17 protein-coding genes and 1 tRNA gene are annotated in these 20,580 nt (G+C 43.7%); 14 read left to right on the forward strand and 4 right to left on the reverse strand.

Annotation, left to right across the window (positions count from 1 at the left end):
* Positions 1-6: 6 nt before the first annotated feature.
* Positions 7-720 (reverse strand): type I 3-dehydroquinate dehydratase, encoded by a 714-nt coding sequence (locus tag MINF_RS07580; RefSeq protein WP_012464049.1) that lies wholly within the window; start codon positions 718-720, stop codon positions 7-9.
* Positions 721-897: 177 nt separating this feature from the next.
* Here MINF_RS07580 and MINF_RS07585 point away from each other — a divergent pair, with 177 nt between their 5' ends.
* The 14 genes from MINF_RS07585 to htpX all read left to right on the forward strand — a co-directional run bounded on the left by MINF_RS07585 (position 898) and on the right by htpX (position 17,498).
* Entirely contained in the window at positions 898-2,034 is a 1,137-nt protein-coding gene (locus MINF_RS07585; protein ID WP_012464051.1) for a rod shape-determining protein, read from the forward strand.
* Positions 2,035-2,068: 34 nt separating this feature from the next.
* The gene (gene mreC / locus MINF_RS07590; RefSeq protein WP_048810268.1) at positions 2,069-2,980 is read left to right on the forward strand and encodes a rod shape-determining protein MreC; all 912 of its coding nucleotides are present in this window, start codon (positions 2,069-2,071) and stop codon (positions 2,978-2,980) included.
* 12 nt (positions 2,981-2,992) lie between these two features.
* Positions 2,993-3,541: a hypothetical protein gene (locus MINF_RS07595; protein ID WP_012464053.1), complete on the forward strand. Its 549-nt coding sequence runs from the start codon at positions 2,993-2,995 to the stop codon at positions 3,539-3,541.
* Positions 3,542-3,566: 25 nt separating this feature from the next.
* Positions 3,567-5,594, forward strand: coding sequence for a penicillin-binding protein 2 (gene mrdA, locus MINF_RS07600; RefSeq protein ID WP_012464054.1), 2,028 nt, complete (start codon positions 3,567-3,569; stop codon positions 5,592-5,594).
* A 2-nt stretch (positions 5,595-5,596) separates the two neighbouring features.
* Entirely contained in the window at positions 5,597-6,775 is a 1,179-nt protein-coding gene (locus tag MINF_RS07605; protein ID WP_012464055.1) for an FtsW/RodA/SpoVE family cell cycle protein, read from the forward strand.
* A 120-nt stretch (positions 6,776-6,895) separates the two neighbouring features.
* The gene (locus MINF_RS07610; RefSeq protein WP_048810516.1) at positions 6,896-8,467 is read left to right on the forward strand and encodes an Rne/Rng family ribonuclease; all 1,572 of its coding nucleotides are present in this window, start codon (positions 6,896-6,898) and stop codon (positions 8,465-8,467) included.
* Positions 8,468-8,826: 359 nt separating this feature from the next.
* On the forward strand, positions 8,827-10,092 hold the full coding sequence (gene serS, locus MINF_RS07615; protein ID WP_012464059.1) for a serine--tRNA ligase: 1,266 nt from the start codon (positions 8,827-8,829) through the stop codon (positions 10,090-10,092).
* Complete coding sequence (locus MINF_RS07620) at positions 10,089-12,266, forward strand: carboxy terminal-processing peptidase (RefSeq protein WP_012464060.1); 2,178 nt, start codon at positions 10,089-10,091, stop codon at positions 12,264-12,266. Before serS ends, MINF_RS07620 begins: the two co-directional genes overlap by 4 nt.
* Positions 12,267-12,577: 311 nt before the next feature.
* Complete coding sequence (gene infA / locus MINF_RS07625; RefSeq protein ID WP_048810269.1) at positions 12,578-12,871, forward strand: translation initiation factor IF-1; 294 nt, start codon at positions 12,578-12,580, stop codon at positions 12,869-12,871.
* A 76-nt stretch (positions 12,872-12,947) separates the two neighbouring features.
* Entirely contained in the window at positions 12,948-13,814 is an 867-nt protein-coding gene (locus MINF_RS07630; RefSeq protein WP_012464062.1) for an MBL fold metallo-hydrolase, read from the forward strand.
* Positions 13,815-13,887: 73 nt separating this feature from the next.
* Positions 13,888-13,961 (forward strand) — tRNA-Asp (locus MINF_RS07635).
* 24 nt (positions 13,962-13,985) lie between these two features.
* A complete protein-coding gene (locus MINF_RS11005) occupies positions 13,986-14,765 on the forward strand; it encodes an MBL fold metallo-hydrolase (protein WP_187146929.1) in 780 nt (259 codons plus the stop codon).
* Between the two features lie 423 nt (positions 14,766-15,188).
* Positions 15,189-16,481, forward strand: coding sequence for a phosphoribosylamine--glycine ligase (gene purD / locus MINF_RS07640; protein ID WP_012464064.1), 1,293 nt, complete (start codon positions 15,189-15,191; stop codon positions 16,479-16,481).
* Between the two features lie 114 nt (positions 16,482-16,595).
* The gene (gene htpX, locus MINF_RS07645) at positions 16,596-17,498 is read left to right on the forward strand and encodes a protease HtpX (RefSeq protein ID WP_012464065.1); all 903 of its coding nucleotides are present in this window, start codon (positions 16,596-16,598) and stop codon (positions 17,496-17,498) included.
* 174 nt (positions 17,499-17,672) lie between these two features.
* Here the strand turns inward: htpX and MINF_RS07650 are convergent, their stop codons facing one another.
* From MINF_RS07650 to MINF_RS07660, 3 genes are all read right to left on the reverse strand, one after another.
* Complete coding sequence (locus tag MINF_RS07650) at positions 17,673-19,124, reverse strand: NAD-dependent succinate-semialdehyde dehydrogenase (RefSeq protein ID WP_079200467.1); 1,452 nt, start codon at positions 19,122-19,124, stop codon at positions 17,673-17,675.
* 43 nt (positions 19,125-19,167) lie between these two features.
* Positions 19,168-19,989 (reverse strand): hypothetical protein, encoded by an 822-nt coding sequence (locus MINF_RS07655; RefSeq protein WP_148205197.1) that lies wholly within the window; start codon positions 19,987-19,989, stop codon positions 19,168-19,170.
* Between the two features lie 95 nt (positions 19,990-20,084).
* The gene (locus MINF_RS07660; RefSeq protein WP_012464068.1) at positions 20,085-20,510 is read right to left on the reverse strand and encodes a DUF420 domain-containing protein; all 426 of its coding nucleotides are present in this window, start codon (positions 20,508-20,510) and stop codon (positions 20,085-20,087) included.
* Positions 20,511-20,580 lie beyond the last annotated feature (70 nt).

Below are 20,580 nucleotides of genomic sequence, written 5' to 3' on the forward strand. Positions count from 1 at the left end.
TTATTTTTACCTCTCTTTCCCAATAATCCCCAGTCTTTGGAAGCTTTCTTTTAAATCGAATACTGAAGGTTGTCCAAGAGCTGCAGGCCTGTCCACGTAGCCGTAAACAAGCCGGGAACCCAAAGCGGATAAAACAATCCGAGACAGGGTGGAATACTTCCCTATACCCATTAAAGCCCAGGGAATATCCGGATAAGAAAAGAAAAGATTCGTCAAGGTTTTTAGTTGAGAGAGCTCCTCTATTCTAACGGCAAGTTTGACAAAGTCAGCTTCAAGCCGTTTTATCTCGGGAAGCGAAGAAAGAAGAGTTTCAAGATTTAAAAAACGATCTAAAGAATGGATAGAAAGAATAATTTTTTTCCCCCCTTTTTTATAAAGGGAATAAACTTGAAAAACCTTGGGAAATTCCTGCCATTCCAAGTCTACGCTATCCACGAAAGGATACAATCTTTCAAAAAGCTCTATCCTCTGGCCATCCGACAACTGAAGCATGCCCCCTTCTTTTTTTGATCTAATGGTAAGCAATGCCGGGAGGGTGCGGCAGCCTAGAGTACTTTGCAATTCCTCCAGGGCCTCTTTTACATTCATATCCAAAAGGATGGAGTCCAGCCGATACTCCAATAGATCTACAGCAAGATGGTTGTCGAAAGCGGTTTTTACTCCATATCGAGTTGAAATGGAACCCACTATGATCAAGGATTTTTCAATAGGAAGATTCATCGGTAGCCGTTTGCAAAATGAAACAAATTTACTTTCTTTTTGGCCTTTTTAAAATCATTATATAGAAAAGTGAACCCTTTTTTTTCTCCAATTGCTTTCCCTTTTCCCCTTTCTTCACAACTCAATAGCATATTTTTTCTTTATGGTTTCATTCAAAAACATTAATTTTAAGCAGAGATGAATTTAAACCAGAATACCGTTCAACCATCCCCTGATGTTCTATCTAAAAATTATCCTCGGTTATTGGAAGGAGGAAAACAGGTTCAGCAAAAGACTTTTTCCATCCTTCGGTCCTTGAGTTCCCTTTTTGGCAATGACATCGGCATCGATTTAGGAACGGCCAACACGTTGGTTTACATCCGGGGTAAAGGCATTGTCATGAGAGAGCCAACCGTTGTTGCTGTATATCAAGGGACAAAAAATGTCCTTGCCGTGGGGGAAGAAGCCAAGAGGATGCTGGGCAGAACACCTGGAAATATCGTGGCTGTAAGACCCTTAAAGGATGGAGTAATTACCGATTTCTATTTGACCGAATCCATGCTGAAAGCCTTTATTCATAAGGTCCAAACCCATTTCCGACTCCGTAGACCCAGGGTTGTTGTTGCTGTCCCCAGCGGGATAACCGAGGTGGAAAGAAGGGCTGTTCAAGAATCGGCAAAACATGCAGGGGCTAGAGAGGTTTTCCTGGTCGAAGAGCCCATGGCTGCAGCTATTGGAGTAGGATTACCTGTACATGAAGCTTCGGGTAACATGATCATCGACATAGGGGGAGGGACGACAGAAGTAGCCATCATTTCTCTCTCCGGAATTGTTTACAGCCGCAGCGTAAGGGTGGCCGGAGATGAAATGGATGAAGCCATAGTCAATTACTTGAGAAGAGCTTATAATTTAATGATTGGAGAAAGAACGGCAGAAGAAATTAAAATCAAAATCGGATCAGCCTATCCCTTGGAGAAAGAGACGGTCATGGAGGTCAGGGGAAGGGATCTGGTGGCAGGCCTACCCAAGACATTAACGATCACTTCTCAAGAGGTCAGAGAGGCGATGATGGATCCCATTTCGGTCATCGTGGACTCCGTACGCGTGACCCTGGAACGGTGTCCTCCTGAACTTTCCGCTGACCTGGTAGAGCGGGGAATAGTCCTTGCTGGAGGGGGAGCTCTTTTGCGAGGGATTGATAGGCTTTTGGCGGAGGAAACCGCTTTGCCCGTATATATTGCCGAGGATCCTTTGAGCGCCGTTGCGGAAGGCACTGGAAAAATACTTGAAGAATACCAGTATCTCAATAAAATTGCCAAATCGGCGATGCATTAAGCGATAGTTCCCCTTGAAACTGCCTTTTTTTCACATGCGGAAATCACCTGTAGAAAAGGAGACTTCTACCCTGTTCGAGGAAAAAGAAGAAAGTCCGTTTTCGAAGATCGCCTACTATAGAGCGGCCATTTTCATTTTTTTGGGTGCCCTTTTCCTGGTTTTCATCGGACTTTTTCTGCCTAAATCCTGGCAAAATTCCATTCATAAGCTGGGATTGGAAGTCTTTTCTCCCGTTATTTGGGTTTGGGACAAAACGGTAAAAACCATTGACGAGTATACTTCCAGTCTAAAGACACTGGATCAAGTGCAAGTGGAACTCAAAGAACTGAAAGCAAAAAATGCCCAACTGGCCATGGAAAATAGCTATCTAGCCCATCTGCGCGAGGAAAACGAAAGGTTGAAAGAGATGCTTTCTTTTCGCCATTCATCCCGGTATAGGCTATTGGCCTGCAGGGTCATAAGCAGGGACCCCACGAATTGGTGGAACGATATATTGATTGACGTGGGTTGGGCTGACGAAAGTGAACTTTACTCTGATTTGCCGGTGGTCACCCCAAGAGGAGTAGTGGGGAAAACCGGCATAGTAGCAAGACATACAACCGAAGTCATTCTCTTGACCAACGAAAATTGTAAAATTTCGGCAATGACTGAAGTCTCAAAGGATCAGGGACTCGTTATCGGTGCAGGGACTAACGGTGAAAACAAACCGTATTCGCGCCTGGTTTACCTCCCAAGAAATAGCCAGGTAGGTGTAGGAGAAAGGGTGTTAACCAGCGGGCTGGGAGGCGTATTTCCTCCGGGTTTATATATCGGCAGCGTGGTTCAGGTAGAACCCTTGGATGCCTCTCACAATTTTGGGCTTTACCGGGAGGCGATTCTGGACACGGGGGTTGATCTATCCCAGCTCAATGAAATGTTTGTTATTTTGATCGGGAAACGGCAGTAGGCCCTTTAAACCATGTCTGCTCTCATCGTTTTATTTTTGGTTATTGGATTTCTATCCGTTTTTGGCCAAATGATTATCCCCGAGCTAGCCTTCTTTAATGCCAAGCCTGAACTGAGCAGCCTTTTTGTCATTTATTTTACCCTGAAATTGCCTTTTTTTTATGCCTTTAGTTTTTCCCTGTATGCAGGCATTCTTTCCGATATAGTCATACCCGGAACTTTTGGCACCACTTCCCTTTGCCTCACTTCTCTTTTTCTCTTTATCAGTATTCTTAAACCCTACCTGGAAAAGATCGGGAATCGTTGGATGGTTTTTCCTTGCGCAGCGGTAGGGGTTTTTTTCTACTCCCTTATGAACTATTTCCTTTACGAATTTGAAAGCCACCAGTGGCATTGGACCATGGAATTTTGGACGAAATTGGTATCGATCGCTTTTTTATCCACGCTGTTAGCCCTTCCCCTGTATTTCGTTATGGATCTTTTATTTTTTCTTCTCCACATTCCAACCGCTAAGGAGGAACTTTTTCCCTCTTTCCCTCAAAAAAAGGATAATTTATCTTAGAATGATTGCAGGCTGAATTTTTGTTATGACTACCCCTCCCTCTGGATTACGCCATTCGGTGAGATTTAGAATCATCCTCCTATCCATAGGTGTAGTTTTCAGCATGGGAATCCTTTTATCTCGGCTCTGGGTGATCCAGGTTTACGAAGGTAAATCTTATGCTTCGAAATTGAGAAACCAGACGACCATATCCCTTCGCCTACCGGGGGCCCGGGGACCAATCCTGGATAAAAATGGCATAGGGCTAGCCGAAAATAGGGCGATGTTTGAAATTGATCTTTATCTTGACGAGCTCGTTAGAGATTTTCCCCGAAGACATAAAGGCAAAATACCTCGGATCGAAGTGCAAAGGGTAATGGGAGGCAATGTCGTTTTGAGGAAAGAACCAGACATTTATAAAATAGTCATGACCGATCTTGCCCCTATTCTCAAAGCTCTCCAATTAGCCGTAAAAATTGATCCCAAGGAGCTCCAAAGACACTACTTTGTAAGCCCCTCCGTTCCCTATTCCCTTAGGACCGATCTTGATTATGCGACCGTAGCCCGGTTCGAAGAACAAAACCTGGGTGTTCCTGGAATAGACATCTCTGTTAGACCTATACGATATTACAACTATGGAGCATTGGCCTCTCATATCCTTGGCTATGTAGCCCCACCTGATGATAAAGAAAGGGTTTCGGCCGACGGTAATTCCCTGGATATGGTGGGCAAATGGGGTATTGAAAAATACATGGATGGGCAGCTTCAAGGCAAACCCGGGGGAAGGATGCTTCGGGTTAATTACCGGGGCTATGTCGTCAATGAAGAAAGTTATATTGCTCCGCAATTGGGTGATTGCGTCTATTTAAGCATTGATACAAGGATACAATACATTGTTGAAACAGCCCTGAGATCGGTAGGAAGGGGTGCTGCCGTCATCATTGATCCCAATACGGGTGACATTCTGGCCATGTGTTCTGTCCCCAACTTCGATCCCAATGACTTTATTCCTAAAATTTCTCAAGAAAACTGGCAAAAACTCATTACCGATCCTACAAATCCCTTGGTCAACAGGGCCATTTCTTCCTATCCCCCCGGATCGACTTTTAAACTCTTGATCGCTTTAGCGGCCTTGAAATCCGGCGCTATTACTCCTAAAACGGTCATTAACTCCCCTGCGGCCATTTACATCGGCGATCACCTCTTTCATGACTGGACAAAATCGGGTCGTGGAGATATTACCCTCTATGACGGTATTCGCTACTCCTGCAATACCTTTTTCTACCAAGTAGGGATAAAAACAGGAATACAAAACATCGATCAGATGGCGGCCTTGGCGGGATTTGGGCAACCAACAGGCATTCCTTTGCCCGGTGAATCCCCTGGAATCCTTCCCGGCCCCGAATGGATGAAACAAAAATATCCTTTAGAAAGATGGTCGACAGCCCATACGGCCAATATTTCCATTGGACAAGGTTTTTTGCAGGTGACACCTCTTCAAATGGCTCTTTTTGTTGCGGCCATAGCTAACGGGGGAACCCTTTATTATCCTCGCCTGGTTCAAGGAGTTTCTAATAACAAGGGCGAAATCAAAATTTCTGTACCTCCAAGAGTACACTCCCAGCTCGACGTGAGTCCCCAGGACCTGGAATCGGTAAAAGCGGCCATGCTGGGTGTAGTGGAAGATGGAACGGGGGCCAATGCCAAGATTGAAGGGATAAAGATAGCGGGGAAAACGGGTTCTGCTCAAGCCACGAAGAAACTAGGGGGCAAACTGTATAACGATACCCGCGCCTGGTTTGTAGGGTTCGCTCCCTACGATTCTCCCCGCTATGCTTTCTGTATTCTTGTAGAAGGAGGAGTGAGCGGAGGAGCAACAGCCGCCCCGATCGCCAAAAAGATTCTTCAAGGCATTTTCGATATCGAAAAGGGCCACAATCCAGAATTGACCTACCTGAAACCGGCGATAGGCAATTTCAATGGTCTAACCGAGTATAAAAAACATGAAGCCGGGTCTTCTCAACCCGCTCCTTCATCCCATACCCAACCCGAAGAAGACGACTCCGACAACTGATTATGGACAAGCAATCTTATACCGAAGAAAACCCCATCAACAAAAAACAAAAACAGTTCAGCTTTTTCGACCAATTTTTCAAATTTGATTGGTTGCTTTTCTTGATTGTACTCGGTTTATCCTTGTTCGGCATCGCCGTCGTTTATAGCGCCACCTATTCCAGTCCCAGCGCAGAATTCCGCAACGCACCCTTTTCTCAATTTCTATGGCTGCTCATAGGGTTGGTTATTTTCTTTGTAGTTTCTTTTCTCGACTATCATGCTATCGTTAAATGGAGTTGGATTCTTTTTCTGGCCACCATTCCCCTTCTTATCCTCGTCCTACTCATAGGCCAGACTGTCAATGGAGCCAAAAGCTGGCTTCGCTTCGGCGGTATCGGGATCGAGCCGGCCGAACTATGCAAGCTTGCCTTTATCCTTTTTGGAAGCTTTTGGTTGGACCGGTTCAAACATAGGCAGATCGTCTCCTTTTTAACCCTATCCGTGGCTGCATTCATCCCCGTTATCCTTATATTGAAGCAACCTGCCTTGGGTTCAGCGGGCGTTTTTATTCCTATTCTTTTTGCCCAACTTTTCATCGGGGGTCTCAAGAAGAGATATTTACTGATCCCCATTCTTTTTATTTTGTTTATCTTGCTTTATGCTTACATCGGAGTCGCTCATCTGGGGTGGGATATTCCCGGCTTAAAACCCTACCAGATGAATCGTATCCGGACTTTCTTTGATCCCAATCTCGATCCATTGGGTTCGGGCTGGACGATCAACCAATCCTTGATCGCCATCGGTTCAGGAAATTTTTCGGGTAAAGGTTTCCTCAAAGGCACTCAGAATATGCTTGGGTTCTTACCGAAAAATATCGCTTATAACGATTTTATTTTCTCGGTCATCGGAGAAGAATGGGGATTTATTGGAGGCAGCAGTGTTATTTTAGCTGAAGGAATCGTCCTTTTGTTATGCCTAAGAGCTGCTTTTTTTGCGAAGGACCTGACGGGTTCCCTGGTTGCGGGGGGAGTAGCGGCAATGCTCTTTACCCATATATTTGTAAACATAGGTATGACAATAAAAGTCGTCCCGATTACGGGAATTCCCTTGCCTTTTATCAGTTATGGAGGAACTTTTTTAATTATTTGTTTAATCGGATTGGGACTTGTAGAAAGCATATGGATTCGACGACAAAAATAATCATATCTTATCCCCTTTTTCTTCTCTTTGCCTGTTTACAAGCAATCCTGGAATTTAATCAACCCACAATCGGCCTTGACTTCTCCTATTTTCCCGGTCAGGCAGATGGAGATTTTCGTTATGATTTTCGATCGCATCAAACAACTGGTTCGTCATCCCAAAAAAAGATCAAACAAAGAAATAGCGATTAGCTGTGAACCTCTGGAAAGGCGAGTTGCCCTACTCGATGAAGGACTTCTCGAAGAATTCGCGATCGAAAGAGGGAGCCAAAAAGAAATCGCACAGAACATCTATAAGGGCCGAGTCAATAATATCGATCAAGGTTTAAAGGCTCTTTTCGTGGATATCGGGATCGGCAAAAACGCTTTTCTGCATTTCTGGGATGCCATCCCTGCAGCCCTAGATGCAGGGATAGAACTCTTTGAGAGAAAAGGGACAAAATCAAAAGCCCGCCTTCCCAGGGCTGAAGATATCCCCAATATTTATCCTCCAGGTTCAGAAGTCGTTGTCCAGGTCACCAAGGGTCCTATCGGTACAAAAGGACCCCGGGTAACGACGAACATTACCCTGGCAGGGAGGTATCTCGTGTTAATGCCCTATAATGAGCAATTCGGCATATCCAGGAAAATTGAAGATCCCAAGGAACGGGCAAGACTAAGGAAAATTTTAAACGAACTCCGTATTCCCGAGGGAATGGGAGTAATCATAAGAACCGTCGGGGAAGGTCAAAAATCCAGGTATTTTGTGAGAGACCTAGCTATTCTCTTGCAAAAGTGGAACGCCATAGAACAGAAAATGAGGGAATGCCCCGCCCCGGTTTTACTCTACATGGAACCCGATCTCATTGAAAGAACCGTAAGGGATTTCCTCACCGATGACGTGGAAAAGATTTACATCGATGATGAAAACGAAGTGAAAAGAATAAAAGACCTTGTCGCCCAGATCTCCAAAAGATCTCAAAAAAAAATAATTTATTATAACGAACCCATCCCGCTCTTTGAAAAGCTCAATATCGAGAGGCAAATAGACACGGCCTTCATGCGCAAAGTCGAGTTGCCCAGCGGAGGCTACATTATCATTGATGAAACAGAAGCTCTTGTGGCCATAGATGTCAATACGGGGAAAGCTAAAGTGGGGAAAGACCAGGACAATATGATCCTTAAAACCAACATAGAAGCCGCTGCCGAGATATCCCGTCAACTCAGGCTAAGGAATATAGGAGGACTGGTCGTAATCGATTTTATCGACATGAAATCTCGTCGAGATCAGCACCTGGTTTTCGAAAAGCTTAAAGAATGCGTCAGAAAAGACAGAGCAAAAATAAACCTGCTTCCTATATCTTCCTTCGGGCTTGTAGAAATGACCAGGCAAAGAGTCCAAGAAAGTATCTGGCATTCTCTCTATGTTCCCTGTCCCCATTGTCATGGCCGGGGGATGGTTAAATCCCCGGAAACGATGAGCATCGAAATTCAAAGGGCGATCAACCGGGTCATTCGCCTTCATCCCGAAGTAAAGGAACTAAGAGTGATTTTGAATGGTTTCGTTTTGGACAGGTTAAAATCTGAAGATGAAGAGCTTCTTGTGGATCTGGAACGTAGAATGCAGGGTAAACTTTACTTTCGGACCGATCCGAGAATCAATTACGAGGAATTTAAAATTGTTAACGCCTTAACGGGGGAAGACATTACATGAAGTTTTGGGAAGAAAAGTTTTGAAAGGTGACCCTTCTTTAAAAAAGACAAGCTTTCATTGACCGAAGCCATGCTTTCCTTTTCCAGGGAAATCTAGAAAACAAGCCTTTTTCACCATGGTCTTGTCGATCCTGATTCAAATAGAAAAAAAGGGAGTTTGATTGAGAAAAGATTAACAAGCGATGAAAACTTTACAAAAATCCTCTATTATTTCATTCATGCCCGCATCAATCTAAGCAAAACCAAAACGGTAAAAATTTATTTTCGCTATCGATTGTTTCCTGTTGAAACTATTATTATGTAAAAGTTTTAATTTTATAATGTTGCGATAAAAAAAGGTCCCTTGAACAACTACCTCGTATGCTCGATATCCAACTCATTAGACATAACTTAGCCCAGACAAAGCAGAAATTGGCCCTTCGATCCAAGGGATTAGAAACTCTCCTTGATCACATTTTCGAGCTCGATTTCAAGAAAAGATCCCTGCAAAGCGAAATAGAAAAGTATCGAGCCTTAAGAAATAAGCAAAGCAAAGAAATCGGTTTAAAAAAAATCAAGGGAGAAAACGTCGAAGGACAATTTTCAGAGTTAAAAAAAATGGGCTCTAGAATAGAAGAAATGGAAAAAGAGCTTATCCAATTTGAAAACCAGATTAATACTCTGCTTCTTTCTCTGCCCAATATCCCCCATGATTCTGTCCCTACCGGTGGGCCCGAAGCCAACAAGGTTGTAAAAACATGGGGAGAACCCAGGCAGGCGAATTTCCCATTAAAAACCCATTGGGAACTGGGTAGGGAACTGGGGATACTTGACCTGGAAAGGGGAGCAAAACTTTCTGGAAGCGGTTTTTCTCTTTTTACAGGCAATGGAGCAAAACTCCAGCGTGCACTGATCCAATTTATGCTCACCATCCATACCGAAGAGCATGGATATAAAGAACTTTGGCCTCCCTACTTGGTTACAGAAGATTGTATGAGGGGCACGGGCCATCTTCCCAAATTCGCCCTAGACATGTATGCAACCGATAAAGATAACCTCTATCTCATACCTACCGGCGAAGTCCCCTTGACCAATTTCCATAGAGATGAAATCCTTGCGGAAAGCTCTTTACCCTTGCGGTACGTGGCCTATACACCCTGTTTTAGGAGAGAAGCAGGAAGTGCAGGAAAAGATACCCGCGGCTTACTGCGACTTCACCAGTTTGATAAGGTTGAACTTGTCCAGATAACAAAACCCGAAAACTCCTATACAGCGCTAGAGGAAATGGTCAGCCATGCCGAAAATATTCTGCGTTCCCTTAACCTTTGTTACAGGGTCGTTTTGCTCGCCTCTCAAGATATGGGATTTGGAGCAGCCAAATGTTACGATCTAGAAGTCTGGTCTCCGGGAATACAAAGTTGGTTAGAAGTCTCCTCTGTCAGCAACATGGAAAATTTTCAATCCAGAAGAATGAATTTGAGGTATAAATCATCCTCGGGCAAAAACATCCTGTGCCATACTCTCAATGGATCGGGAACCGCTCTTCCACGACTTGTAGCTGCAATCCTAGAGAATTACCAAAAAGAGGATGGTCGGGTATTGATTCCAGAAAAAATTAGGACTTATTTTAAAGAAGAATATTTATGAAAGCCAAGGTCAATTTTTTTCTTTTTGTAACGGGGTTTTTCCTTTTCATGGGGTTTTCAGGACAGTATTCCCTCCATGCTGACTTGAACGAATCCCAATGTGCCAAGGTAGCAAAGACTGTAGCTTCCCTGCTTCAACAAGCTCATTTTTCCCAGAAACCCGCCGATGAAAAACTTTCTCAACTTTTTTTAAAAGATTATCTCGACGCCCTGGATTTCAGCCACATGGTTTTCCTCCAATCCGACATCGACGAATTCAACGAAAAATACGGCAAAAGGCTTTTCGACTACATTTACCAAGAGGATCTAACACCCGCTTTCGACATTTATTCCAAGTATATTCGTAGGCTGACCGAGAGGGAAAGCTTGATAGAAGGTCTTCTGGCCGCTCCCCATGACTTTACAAAAGATGAGTTTTACCAAACAGACAGGTCAAAAATGCCTTGGCCAAAAACCGAAGAGGAAGCCAAGGATCTGTGGAGAAAAAGAATAAAATTCGAACTCCTCCAGGGAAAACTGGCCAACGAGAAACCGGAACAAACCCAAAAGACCATAGCAAGAAGATATGCCCGGCTTTTGAAAGAAATGAGGGAAGCCGACTCAGAAGAAATTCTTGATTACTTTCTCAATGCTCTTACCCATGCCTATGACCCTCATTCCGATTATCAATCTCCTAGTGAAGCGAAAAATTTTGAAATTAACAGCATAAAACTATCCTTAACGGGCATAGGGGCTGTCCTGAAATCCGAAGAGGGTTATCCTAAAATAGTCAGTCTCGTTCCCGGGGGGCCTGCTGATCTAGACAAAAGGCTAAAACCCAACGACAGGATTGTCGCCGTTCAACAAGAGAAGGGAGAACCCGTAGATGTCGTAGATATGAAGCTCAACAAGGTGGTAGAAATGATCAGGGGAGAAAAAGGGACGAAAGTCACCCTTATCGTTATTCCAGCAGATAGCCCGGATGATTCCGTGCGCAAGTCGGTCACCCTTATCCGCGACGAGGTCAAACTCAATGAACAACGGGCCAAGGCTTTTGTTTATGAAAGAACATCCAAAGAGGGCAAAATAGAAAGATATGGAGTTATACAGCTCCCCGGTTTTTACGAAAGATCGAGCGATGATGTGGCCCTTTTAATAAAAAGGTTAGAAAAAGAAAAAATTTCCGGCCTTGTTCTCGATCTGAGAAAAAATGGAGGAGGAATGCTCGAAGAAGCCGTAAACATGACGGCTTTATTTATAAAAGATGGCCCAGTCGTTCAAGTGAAGGACTTTCGTGGAAGGATCCAGCCTTTCCTTATCTCCTCAAACCGGTATTGTTATGGAGGACCCTTGGTCGTCCTGATAAGTCGATTTAGCGCCTCGGCTTCCGAAATTGTTGCTGCAGCCCTGCAAGATTATGGAAGAGCCATTATCGTGGGAGATCAGGTGTCTCACGGGAAAGGAACCGTCCAGACCTTGATATCTCTGTCCGATTTCATGCCTTGGGATTTCCATGGCGATCCGGGAAGACTCAAAATTACCGTTCAAAAGTTCTACCGCATTACCGGATTAACAACCCAACAGCACGGGGTCTCCTCGGATATCGCCTTTCCTTCCCTCGATGATTACTTGGAAATCGGAGAATCTTCGTTGCCCAACTACCTTCCCGCTGACCAGATTAGCCCAATGAATTTTCAAAAATTCAATAATGATCTGCCCTCTATTCTCCCTGTGCTGCAACGACGATCGGCGCAGCGTATTTCTTCAAGCCTTGATTTTATCCACTTGAACTCGGAAATCGAGATTCTAAAAAAGAAGATGTCTGAAAAGCTCGTTTCCTTGAATGAAGCCCAGAGAAAAAAAGAGAAGGCAGATTTCAACTTGCTGAAGAAAAATTATGAAACGGCAAGGGCAGAACAAAAATTTCCTTACGACAAGATATACGAATACGATATCGAAGCGGTTAAAAACCACAAGGAGCCGAAAATCATAACGGCAACATCAGAAAAAGCCCCTCCTCCAGCGGAATTTACGCCAGACGAAACCAAAATACTTGATGAAAAATTAGACGATACGGTTAATTCCTCTCCCAAAAATGATTTTGTCATGAATGAAACGCTGAATGTTCTTAAGGATTACATTTTTGCACTTCAAGAACCGAAAAACATTCTCGTGTTAAAAAATGAGAATTCCTGATGGGCTGCTCATTCATCAATAACGACTTAAAAGCTTGTTGTTTGGGATCTTCCCTGTTTTCCTTAAGATCGGCAATCCATTGGCTGTAATTTCCTTGACATTCTTTCGTTCCACCATACCATAATTTATAATGATAAACACGAACACCACGGTAATGCTGGGAACGAGAAGTTACCGGAGTGATTCAATTTCATGCCCTGGGATAGCTTTCAAGCTTAGATCCCTGGATCAAAAAGGGTTGGTAGGTTTGAACCCACTCCCTTTTTTCTTTCATCAAAAAAAGAAAGCTTTATGATTGTTTTCATATTTCTATGTCATCAGCAAACACGATAGAATTGGAAGGTACGATTGTTGCTGTTCTCCCTGGGACCATGTTTCGAGTTGAACTCGATAACCAGCACCAGGTTCTCGCCCATATATCCGGAAAAATGAGAAAGAATTTTGTCCGGTTAACTTACGGCGATCGAGTCAAGCTGGAAATGTCCCCTCACGATTTGACAAAAGCAAGAATATTGTACCGGATTGATAGAGTGCATTCTTCTTCATCACCGACCCTCCAGTCAACGAAGGGCCCAACCAAAAAGTCTTCTTCAAAACATTCATAAAGATTGAGGAAAACCAGCCTGCAAAAATTTTTTTTATGTCACAGAGGGAGAATAGAGCACTACCTTCCCGATAAATATGGAACCTATTGTTCTAAGAAGAATTAAAAAAGAGTCTTTTTTAAAAATCCTGATGTCTTCCTTTTTCCGAAAAAGAGAAGGCATCGAACACAGGCCACAATTCCCAAAGCTAAAGCCCGGACAGATCTGCCTGACATGGGTCGGCCATGCCTCTTTTCTATTACAAACTCCCAGGCACAATATTTTGATCGATCCAAACTGGGCAAACTGGATGCTTATTATCAGAAGGCTAAAAAAAGCGGGTATCGCCTTGGATGCTTTGCCTTCGATTGACCTTGTGCTTGTCACCCATGCCCATTTCGACCATTTAAATAAAAAGACGCTGAGAACGATAGCCAAAAAACAACCCATTGTTGTTCCAAGGGGGGTAAAAAGTTTAGTTCAAGGACTAGGTTTTGAAAAAATTGTAGAAATGCACTGGTGGGAAAAAATCGAAATAGAAGGGACAGAAATTACTTTTACACCAGCTAAGCACTGGGGGGCTAGAATGTTAGCTGATTTCCACCGTGGCTATGGAGGCTATTGCATCAAATTTGATGGCAGAACGGTATATCACTGCGGAGACACGGCCTATTTTGAGAAATTTCCAGAAATTGGCCAGAGGCTTAAACCTGAAGTTGTTTTAATGCCCATAGGCGCCTATGATCCTCCCTCCGGCCGTGATGTCCATATTAACCCAGAAAAAGCAGTTCAAGCCTTTCAAGAATTGGGAGGCAAGATTATGGTCCCCATGCATTTTGGGACGTATAGAATGAGTTATGAACCCCTTCACGAACCTGCCTATAGGCTGATCATGGCTGCAAAAAAAAGGGGAATTTTATCCTCCGTACGGTTCCTCAACGAAGGGATACCGACTTTATTCTAAATTTTTCTGTTGAGAAAGATCGGCTCAATGGTCATTATTAACCTTACGATTTCTCATTTTTTTTACTCAACTTGGAGCCATAGCTCAATTGGTTAGAGCACTGCCCTGTCACGGCAGGGGTTGCGGGTTCGAGCCCCGTTGGCTCCGGGAAGGACTACATTAAAACTGATCGTGAAAGGGCAAGTTGGAGAGATTGACTTTTTTTCTCTTTTCAGAACTTTTTTCCTGTATTTTGTTTTTTTACCGCTCTTCTCTTTGAGCTTTTTCCCTCCATGTTGGGGAGAAACCGAAAGGCAAGTTCTCATCAGGTGGTACGGACATGCCTTTGTCTACTTAATCTCATCGACGGGAGTCCGGGTTGCCATCGATCCATACGGGGATGAGACGGTTAAATACAGGTTCCCCGATCACCTGCAAGCCGATGTCGTTTTAATCAGTTCTGAAGCTGAAGACAGGTCAGCCGGTGAAAAACTGTACGGAACACCGCAGATCTTCAGAAGCATAACCGCTGTAGGACCTAATAATGCCCGTGGACATATCTTCAAAGGGATACAAACTTTCCGTGATAAATCCCAGGGTTCGTTGCATGGAAAAAACACGGCGTTTGTCTTTAAACTTGATCACATCACTTTTGCACACCTAGGAGACTTGGCCCATACCTTGACCAAGGATCAATTAGCTGAATTTGGAAAGGTCGATGTCTTGTTTCTTCCCATTGGCAATGAAATTCTTTCCAACGATGATCTTGATAAAATTACTTCCGATCTTGGGGCTCGTCTCATTATCCCCATTGCTTTTAAGACAACTTTAAGCGGAGACCTAGACATCCGTCCCTTGGATAAGTACCTAGAGGGCAAGCATAACGTAAAAATGATCGATAGTTCGGAACTGCTGATCGGCCAATCGGATCTGCCTTCTGAACCGTGGATTTATGTTTTAAAAGAACCGTGATTTTTACTTCAAATCCTGGAAGAAATAATAGATTTTGAGTAAAATCAACAAACAATATCGGCTGTATAAGTAAAAAATGTTGAATTAACTCTAAAAGGGGTTCGGAACAGTTGAATCAAGAGTTGTGCTTTCTTGAGCTTTCATGCATAATTTGAGCGAAGTACCTGGAGTGCCACCTGTCCACTACGGCGAGCTCCGCCGGCCGTCTTGCCTGTGGAGAGGAAGGCTCCGGAAGCTATTGCAAGATGGCGCTGCATCCGGCCTCAATGAGTAAGCCTGTCGGCTTTGTTCTTGACTAAGCAGCAGTGAGTAAGCCTGATGGAACGGAATAGAGAGAACAGAAAAAAAGAACCGAAGATTGGTTTTTACCATGGATAGCAATCCTTGTTTTCCGGGCGGTGATCAACTGAATAAAAGAAAGGAATGGCCTTGAAAGTTCTTGTGATTGGTGGCGGGGGTAGAGAACATGCCCTGTGTTGGGCTCTGAAAAATGACCCTTCTGTAAAAGAAATTTTCGTTGCTCCCGGAAACGGAGGAACCGAAGAGTTCTGCACAAATCTTCCCATCAGTGTAAGCGACATGGATAATCTTTTCCAATGGGCTAGGGAAAATCGGCCAGACCTCACCTGGGTTGGTCCCGAAGCCCCGCTTTGCGACGGCATTGCCGATAAATTTCACTTAATCGGGCTGAAAATTATCGGTCCCAAAAAAAGGGCAGCCAGGCTCGAAGGGAGCAAAGCTTGGGCGAAAGAATTCCTTGTTCATTATAAAATTCCTACAGCTTCCGGCCACATTTTTGACAATCCCCTGGATGCTCTTTCTTTCAGTAAAAGCTTTAAATTCCCTCAAGTCATTAAAGCCGATGGGCTCGCTTCTGGGAAAGGCGTCCTTATCGCCTTTGACAGTTCGCAAGCTGAACAGGCCATAAGAAAGTTGAAGGATCAAAAGCTTTTCGGTGCAGCGGGCAAAAAAATCCTTATCGAAGAATTTCTTGAAGGAGTAGAAATGTCTCTTTTTCTGCTCCTCGATGGAAAAAGCTACAAAATACTTGCTGCCGTCCATGATTATAAAAAGATTGAAGACTCAAACAAGGGACTGAATACGGGAGGAATGGGAGCGTTTTTCCCCAGTCCCCTATTCGATACCCAACTCAAAAACACCGTAGAGGAAAAAATTATAGTTCCCTTAATGGAAGCTTTGCAAAAAGAAGCCATAGACTACCAGGGAGTTCTTTACATTGGTTTAATCATTACACGAGATGGTCCTGCTGTTTTGGAGTTCAATGTAAGATTGGGGGATCCAGAAGCCCAGGTTTTAATTCCCGCTTTGAATACTTCTCTTGTTGAAATTGCGGATGCCGTTATGGCCAGAAAACTCGATGAGCTCCAGGTCCACTTCAAGGAGAATTCGCATTATGTTGGAGTTGTGATTGCTTCTAAAGGTTACCCTGAAACTTTTGATATCGGTAAAGAAATCACCCTAAACGATAACAACTTGACCGAGGAAGAGAGAACTCAAAGCCTTCTCTTTCACTCAGGAACAAAAAGAATCGAGGGCAAACTGGTGACATCTGGTGGCAGGGTATTCTGCGCTGTAGGTTTCGGACAATCTCTCGAAAAAGCCATAGCCTTTTCCTACCGAAGATTAAGCACGGTCAGCTTCGAGGGCATGATCTACAGAAACGATATCGGCCGCTTAAATCCGCCTTCTTTTTAAAGCCTTCGGTTTTCTAGAGTATAGAGGATTAAAAAAGTATTTTTTCATTTTCTAGATCAGCTCGGGGTATGGGTCCCACTTGCAAATTTTAAAAGCCATCGTTATATATATAGCATGTTCAAACGCATCTTTTTGTTAACGCTTACGAACATCGCCGTTATTTTTCTTTTGACGTTGTTTATTTCGTTATTGCACCTGGACCGATGGCTTAATGCTTATGGAATAGACTATCAAACGCTCTTTTTATTTTCCATGGTCGTCGGCTTTACGGGTAGTTTTATCTCCCTGGCTATATCCAAGTGGATGGCCAAAATGGCTTACAACATCCACGTTATACAAGAACCCTCGAACGAAGCTGAAAGATGGTTGGTTGAAACCGTTGCTGAGCTCGCCAAGCGGGCGAATATCCGCATGCCTGAAGTCGGTATTTACGAGAGCCCCGAAGTCAACGCTTTTGCTACCGGTCCCTCTAGATCCAACGCTCTTGTAGCCGTCAGCACGGGTATTCTTTCACAGATGAATAAAAAGCAGATTGCAGGCGTTCTTGCCCATGAAATCACCCATATAAACAACGGGGATATGGTAACAATGACTTTGCTGCAAGGTGTCGTAAACACCTTCGTGGTCTTTCTTTCCCGCATCATAGGGTTCTTTGTTGATCGGCTGTTTAGTCGTAATGAAGAAAGAGAGTCTATCGGCATAGGCTTTTACTTGGGAATGTTTATTTCAGAAATCGTACTTGGTCTTTTAGCTTCTATTATTGTAGCATGGTATTCCCGAATGAGGGAATTCCGTGCCGATGCCGGCGGAGCTCATCTTGCAGGCAAAGAAGCTATGATCTCTGCACTCAAAAAGCTAAAACAGATCATGGAAGGAGAGTCCGCTTTTATCGATGAGCGTTCTCCTGCGTTGAATGCTTTTAAGATTAACGGAAGACCCGGGGGGATTCTTGCCCTTCTTGCCACCCATCCTCCGCTCGATGAAAGAATAAAGGCCCTGGAAAGAATTCCCGATTAATCTTACGGGAGGGGTTTGTAGAGGATTGAGCAAGACTACCCAAAGCTTATAATATCTTGATCTAGATTCCAACATCCAGGCAATAACTAAACAGGATAAGCAGCTAGCCGCTTGCTCCCTTTTCCATGCAATCTGCCGGCAAGATCTTTTTAATCGATTGGCAAGGAGGAGTTGTTATTCGAGATTAAAAGACAGGTATTTTGTTTCTAAAAATTCCCTTATTCCCCATTGCCCTCCTTCCCGACCAATACCCGATTCTTTGATACCACCAAAGGGAGCTTGGCAGCACGAAGGCCTACCATCGTTGATACCCACGATACCGAATTGCAAGGCATGGGAAAGTCGAAATGCTCTCTTGAGATCGGAAGTCATGATATAAGAGGCCAGTCCATAACTTGTTGAATTTGCCAGCCTCACTACCTCTTTTTCGGATTCAAAGGAGAGAACGGGTAAAACCGGTCCAAAGATCTCCTCGGTAAGGATCTCTGAAGCAGGATCGTTGATTCGGATAATCGTGGGGTTAAAGTATAATCCCTTGGCTTCTCCTCCATAGAGAATTTTGCCTCCCTTGGATAGAGCATCAGAAAGCAACCGCCGGATTTTCTCAAGGGATTTTTCGCTGACAAGCGGTCCTATATCCGTTTCCTCATCCAGGGGATTGCCTACTTTGAGCTTTTTTGTTTCTTCAACGAGCTTGTTACAAAAGAGCTCAACGATCCCTTTTTCAACATAAAGCCTGTTAACCGCTATGCAGGCTTGACCGGCGTTTCTAAATTTGGCTTGAATTGTTTCTCTTACCGCCAGATCCAGGTCGGAATCCGCAAATACAATCATTGGAGCATTTCCTCCCAATTCTAGAAGAACTCCTTTTAATGTTTTAGCCGATTGCTCGTAAAGAGCTTTCCCGACAGGAACACTTCCGGTGAAAGAGACCTTTCTTATTCTAGAATCATCGAAAAAGGTTCTGCACAACTCTTCCGGCTTCGATGTAGGGAGAACCTGTAATACTCCTGGAGGACCTCCCGCTTTATCCCAAAGATCGACGAGGAAAAGAGCGGTTAAAGGACTATGCTCGGAAGGCTTAACAACAACCGTGCAACCTGCAGCAATCGCCGAGGCGGCTTTCCTTGTCACCATGGCGGATGGGAAATTCCATGGAGTAATGCACAAGACAGGTCCAACAGGCTCGTAACTCACGATAATTCTCTTGGAAGCTATAGAGGGGGGAATAGTCATTCCATAAATCCGTTTCGCTTCCTCGGCATACCACCTGACAAAACTTGAAGCATAATCAACTTCCTTTTTCCCTTCCTTTACAGGCTTTCCCATTTCAAAAGCCATGATTTCAGCCAATGTGTTTTTTTCTTTCATGATAAGTTCAGCCCACAAAGAAAGAATTTCAAAACGACGTTCGGCCGGGGTTTCTTTCCATTGTTCAAAAGCCTTCTGAGATTCCTCTATGGCCCATAGAGCTTCCTTTGGGGTGCAGTCCGAAACAAGCCCAATAACTTTTCCATCCACGGGACTGATCAACTCGAAACTCCCTAGGTTGTCTATCCAGTTGTTTCCAATCTTCGCCTGAGTAATGAATTTCTTTTTCATCAGTTCTCGATTCCTATGTTTCATTTCGCCAATTTTGCCAAGATCAGAAAATTGATGACAAAGTAATTTAAGGAACGGTTTGTGGATGATCTTTTTCAAAAGAATATCTTTCAACCTGGATCCACTGCTCCCCTTCTTTAACAGGTTCCTTGTGAATCTTAATGTCACTGACTATGAGTTTGCCCTGTTTTTCATCAAACCAAAAATCTATATCATAATATTTTTCAGGTTCGCCTTTTTCACGAAAATCGGTGCAGGCAAAGTACTGCTTTCCCGGTATCCTTCGCACGGGATTATGAATTTCAACAAATTCCAAGGCAAGATCTTTGCCTGTTTTTGGATCTTTCAAATGAAACACCCCTCCTCCTTCTTTCATTTTTTGGGCGACATAGTCATGAATGGCCGCCTTAACTTCCCAAGCCCTCTTTTGTTCATACTCTCCCGGATGCTCGGTGGAAGGGAGCCACCACCAAGCAATGGGGTAGTGCGTTTGCAAGACCCACCTGTCTCCTTCTTTTTTTGGGAATTTGTAGACTCTAATATCCATCAGGAGAAGTTCATTGCCCTTGGGTTTCCACCAAAAATCAAGTTCGTAAGGCTTAGACGGATCGGTGCTATCGTGAAATTGTGTCGTTGCAAAATATCCATAGCCGGCCAACGACCTCACTATCCGAACTTTTTCGAAGATGAGGGAGAGATCCTGGTTGGAGATCGGGTCATGAAATAGGAATTTTCCATCATGGGCTTTCTCGGAAACGTATTTCTGGACAGCTTGTTGGACCTCGCTCTTGGTAAATTCCGCTTCTTGGGAATAACCCGTAAAAGAACCCAGCATGAAGGAAAGCCCGACCATGAAACCAAGCATCCCTTTTCTAAAAAACCGATTCATGATAATAACCTTTGTTTAACTTTAGTCTCTTAGAAATAATGGATCGATTATCAGGAGTTGTTGTCAAGGATTGATTTTACAGGAAATGACAATTTTTAGGTCTTAACAAACCAATGATAAAGCATGAAATAAACCAACACTCCAGTTATAGACACATACACCCAACTGGGCCATAGAAGTCTTGTAATCCGAGTATGTTTATCAAAGCTGCTTTTCAAGGCAAAATAAACGGCTAAAAAAATAGCCGGCAAATTAACGATAGCAAGAACAGTATGGGTAGTCAAAATGGTGAAATAAAGGGGCCTTGACCAGTCATGCCGTGGAAAAGGGGTAGCGCCATGAAAGTAATGATAAATGAGATAACAACAAAGAAAAGCTATGGATAAAAAAACAGCGGTAATCATGAAAATCTTATGGGCATCCCTCCTTCCCTTTTTTATAGCTATATAGCCTAGCAAAAGGAAAAAGAATGTCAGTGCGTTTAACGAGGCATTGATGGCTGGGAAATCCTTAATCGACATTTTTGACTTTCGGCTTATAAAAAACAAAACGCAACCAAAAGACTTTATTTAACATCTTTTTTCCTTGCCC

This window comes from Methylacidiphilum infernorum V4 (assembly GCF_000019665.1).
Taxonomy (GTDB): Bacteria; Verrucomicrobiota; Verrucomicrobiia; order Methylacidiphilales; family Methylacidiphilaceae; genus Methylacidiphilum; species Methylacidiphilum infernorum.

What these genes read in the sequence shown, in the direction of transcription:
- MINF_RS07580 (WP_012464049.1), bottom strand. Translation starts at nt 720, where the DNA reads ATGAATCTTCCTATTGAAAAATCCTTGATCATAGTGGGTTCCATTTCA.
- MINF_RS07585 (WP_012464051.1), top strand. Translation starts at nt 898, where the DNA reads ATGAATTTAAACCAGAATACCGTTCAACCATCCCCTGATGTTCTATCT.
- mreC (WP_048810268.1), top strand. Translation starts at nt 2,069, where the DNA reads ATGCGGAAATCACCTGTAGAAAAGGAGACTTCTACCCTGTTCGAGGAA.
- MINF_RS07595 (WP_012464053.1), top strand. Translation starts at nt 2,993, where the DNA reads ATGTCTGCTCTCATCGTTTTATTTTTGGTTATTGGATTTCTATCCGTT.
- mrdA (WP_012464054.1), top strand. Translation starts at nt 3,567, where the DNA reads ATGACTACCCCTCCCTCTGGATTACGCCATTCGGTGAGATTTAGAATC.
- MINF_RS07605 (WP_012464055.1), top strand. Translation starts at nt 5,597, where the DNA reads ATGGACAAGCAATCTTATACCGAAGAAAACCCCATCAACAAAAAACAA.
- MINF_RS07610 (WP_048810516.1), top strand. Translation starts at nt 6,896, where the DNA reads ATGATTTTCGATCGCATCAAACAACTGGTTCGTCATCCCAAAAAAAGA.
- serS (WP_012464059.1), top strand. Translation starts at nt 8,827, where the DNA reads ATGCTCGATATCCAACTCATTAGACATAACTTAGCCCAGACAAAGCAG.
- MINF_RS07620 (WP_012464060.1), top strand. Translation starts at nt 10,089, where the DNA reads ATGAAAGCCAAGGTCAATTTTTTTCTTTTTGTAACGGGGTTTTTCCTT.
- infA (WP_048810269.1), top strand. Translation starts at nt 12,578, where the DNA reads ATGTCATCAGCAAACACGATAGAATTGGAAGGTACGATTGTTGCTGTT.
- MINF_RS07630 (WP_012464062.1), top strand. Translation starts at nt 12,948, where the DNA reads ATGGAACCTATTGTTCTAAGAAGAATTAAAAAAGAGTCTTTTTTAAAA.
- purD (WP_012464064.1), top strand. Translation starts at nt 15,189, where the DNA reads ATGGCCTTGAAAGTTCTTGTGATTGGTGGCGGGGGTAGAGAACATGCC.
- htpX (WP_012464065.1), top strand. Translation starts at nt 16,596, where the DNA reads ATGTTCAAACGCATCTTTTTGTTAACGCTTACGAACATCGCCGTTATT.
- MINF_RS07650 (WP_079200467.1), bottom strand. Translation starts at nt 19,124, where the DNA reads ATGAAACATAGGAATCGAGAACTGATGAAAAAGAAATTCATTACTCAG.
- MINF_RS07655 (WP_148205197.1), bottom strand. Translation starts at nt 19,989, where the DNA reads ATGAATCGGTTTTTTAGAAAAGGGATGCTTGGTTTCATGGTCGGGCTT.
- MINF_RS07660 (WP_012464068.1), bottom strand. Translation starts at nt 20,510, where the DNA reads ATGTCGATTAAGGATTTCCCAGCCATCAATGCCTCGTTAAACGCACTG.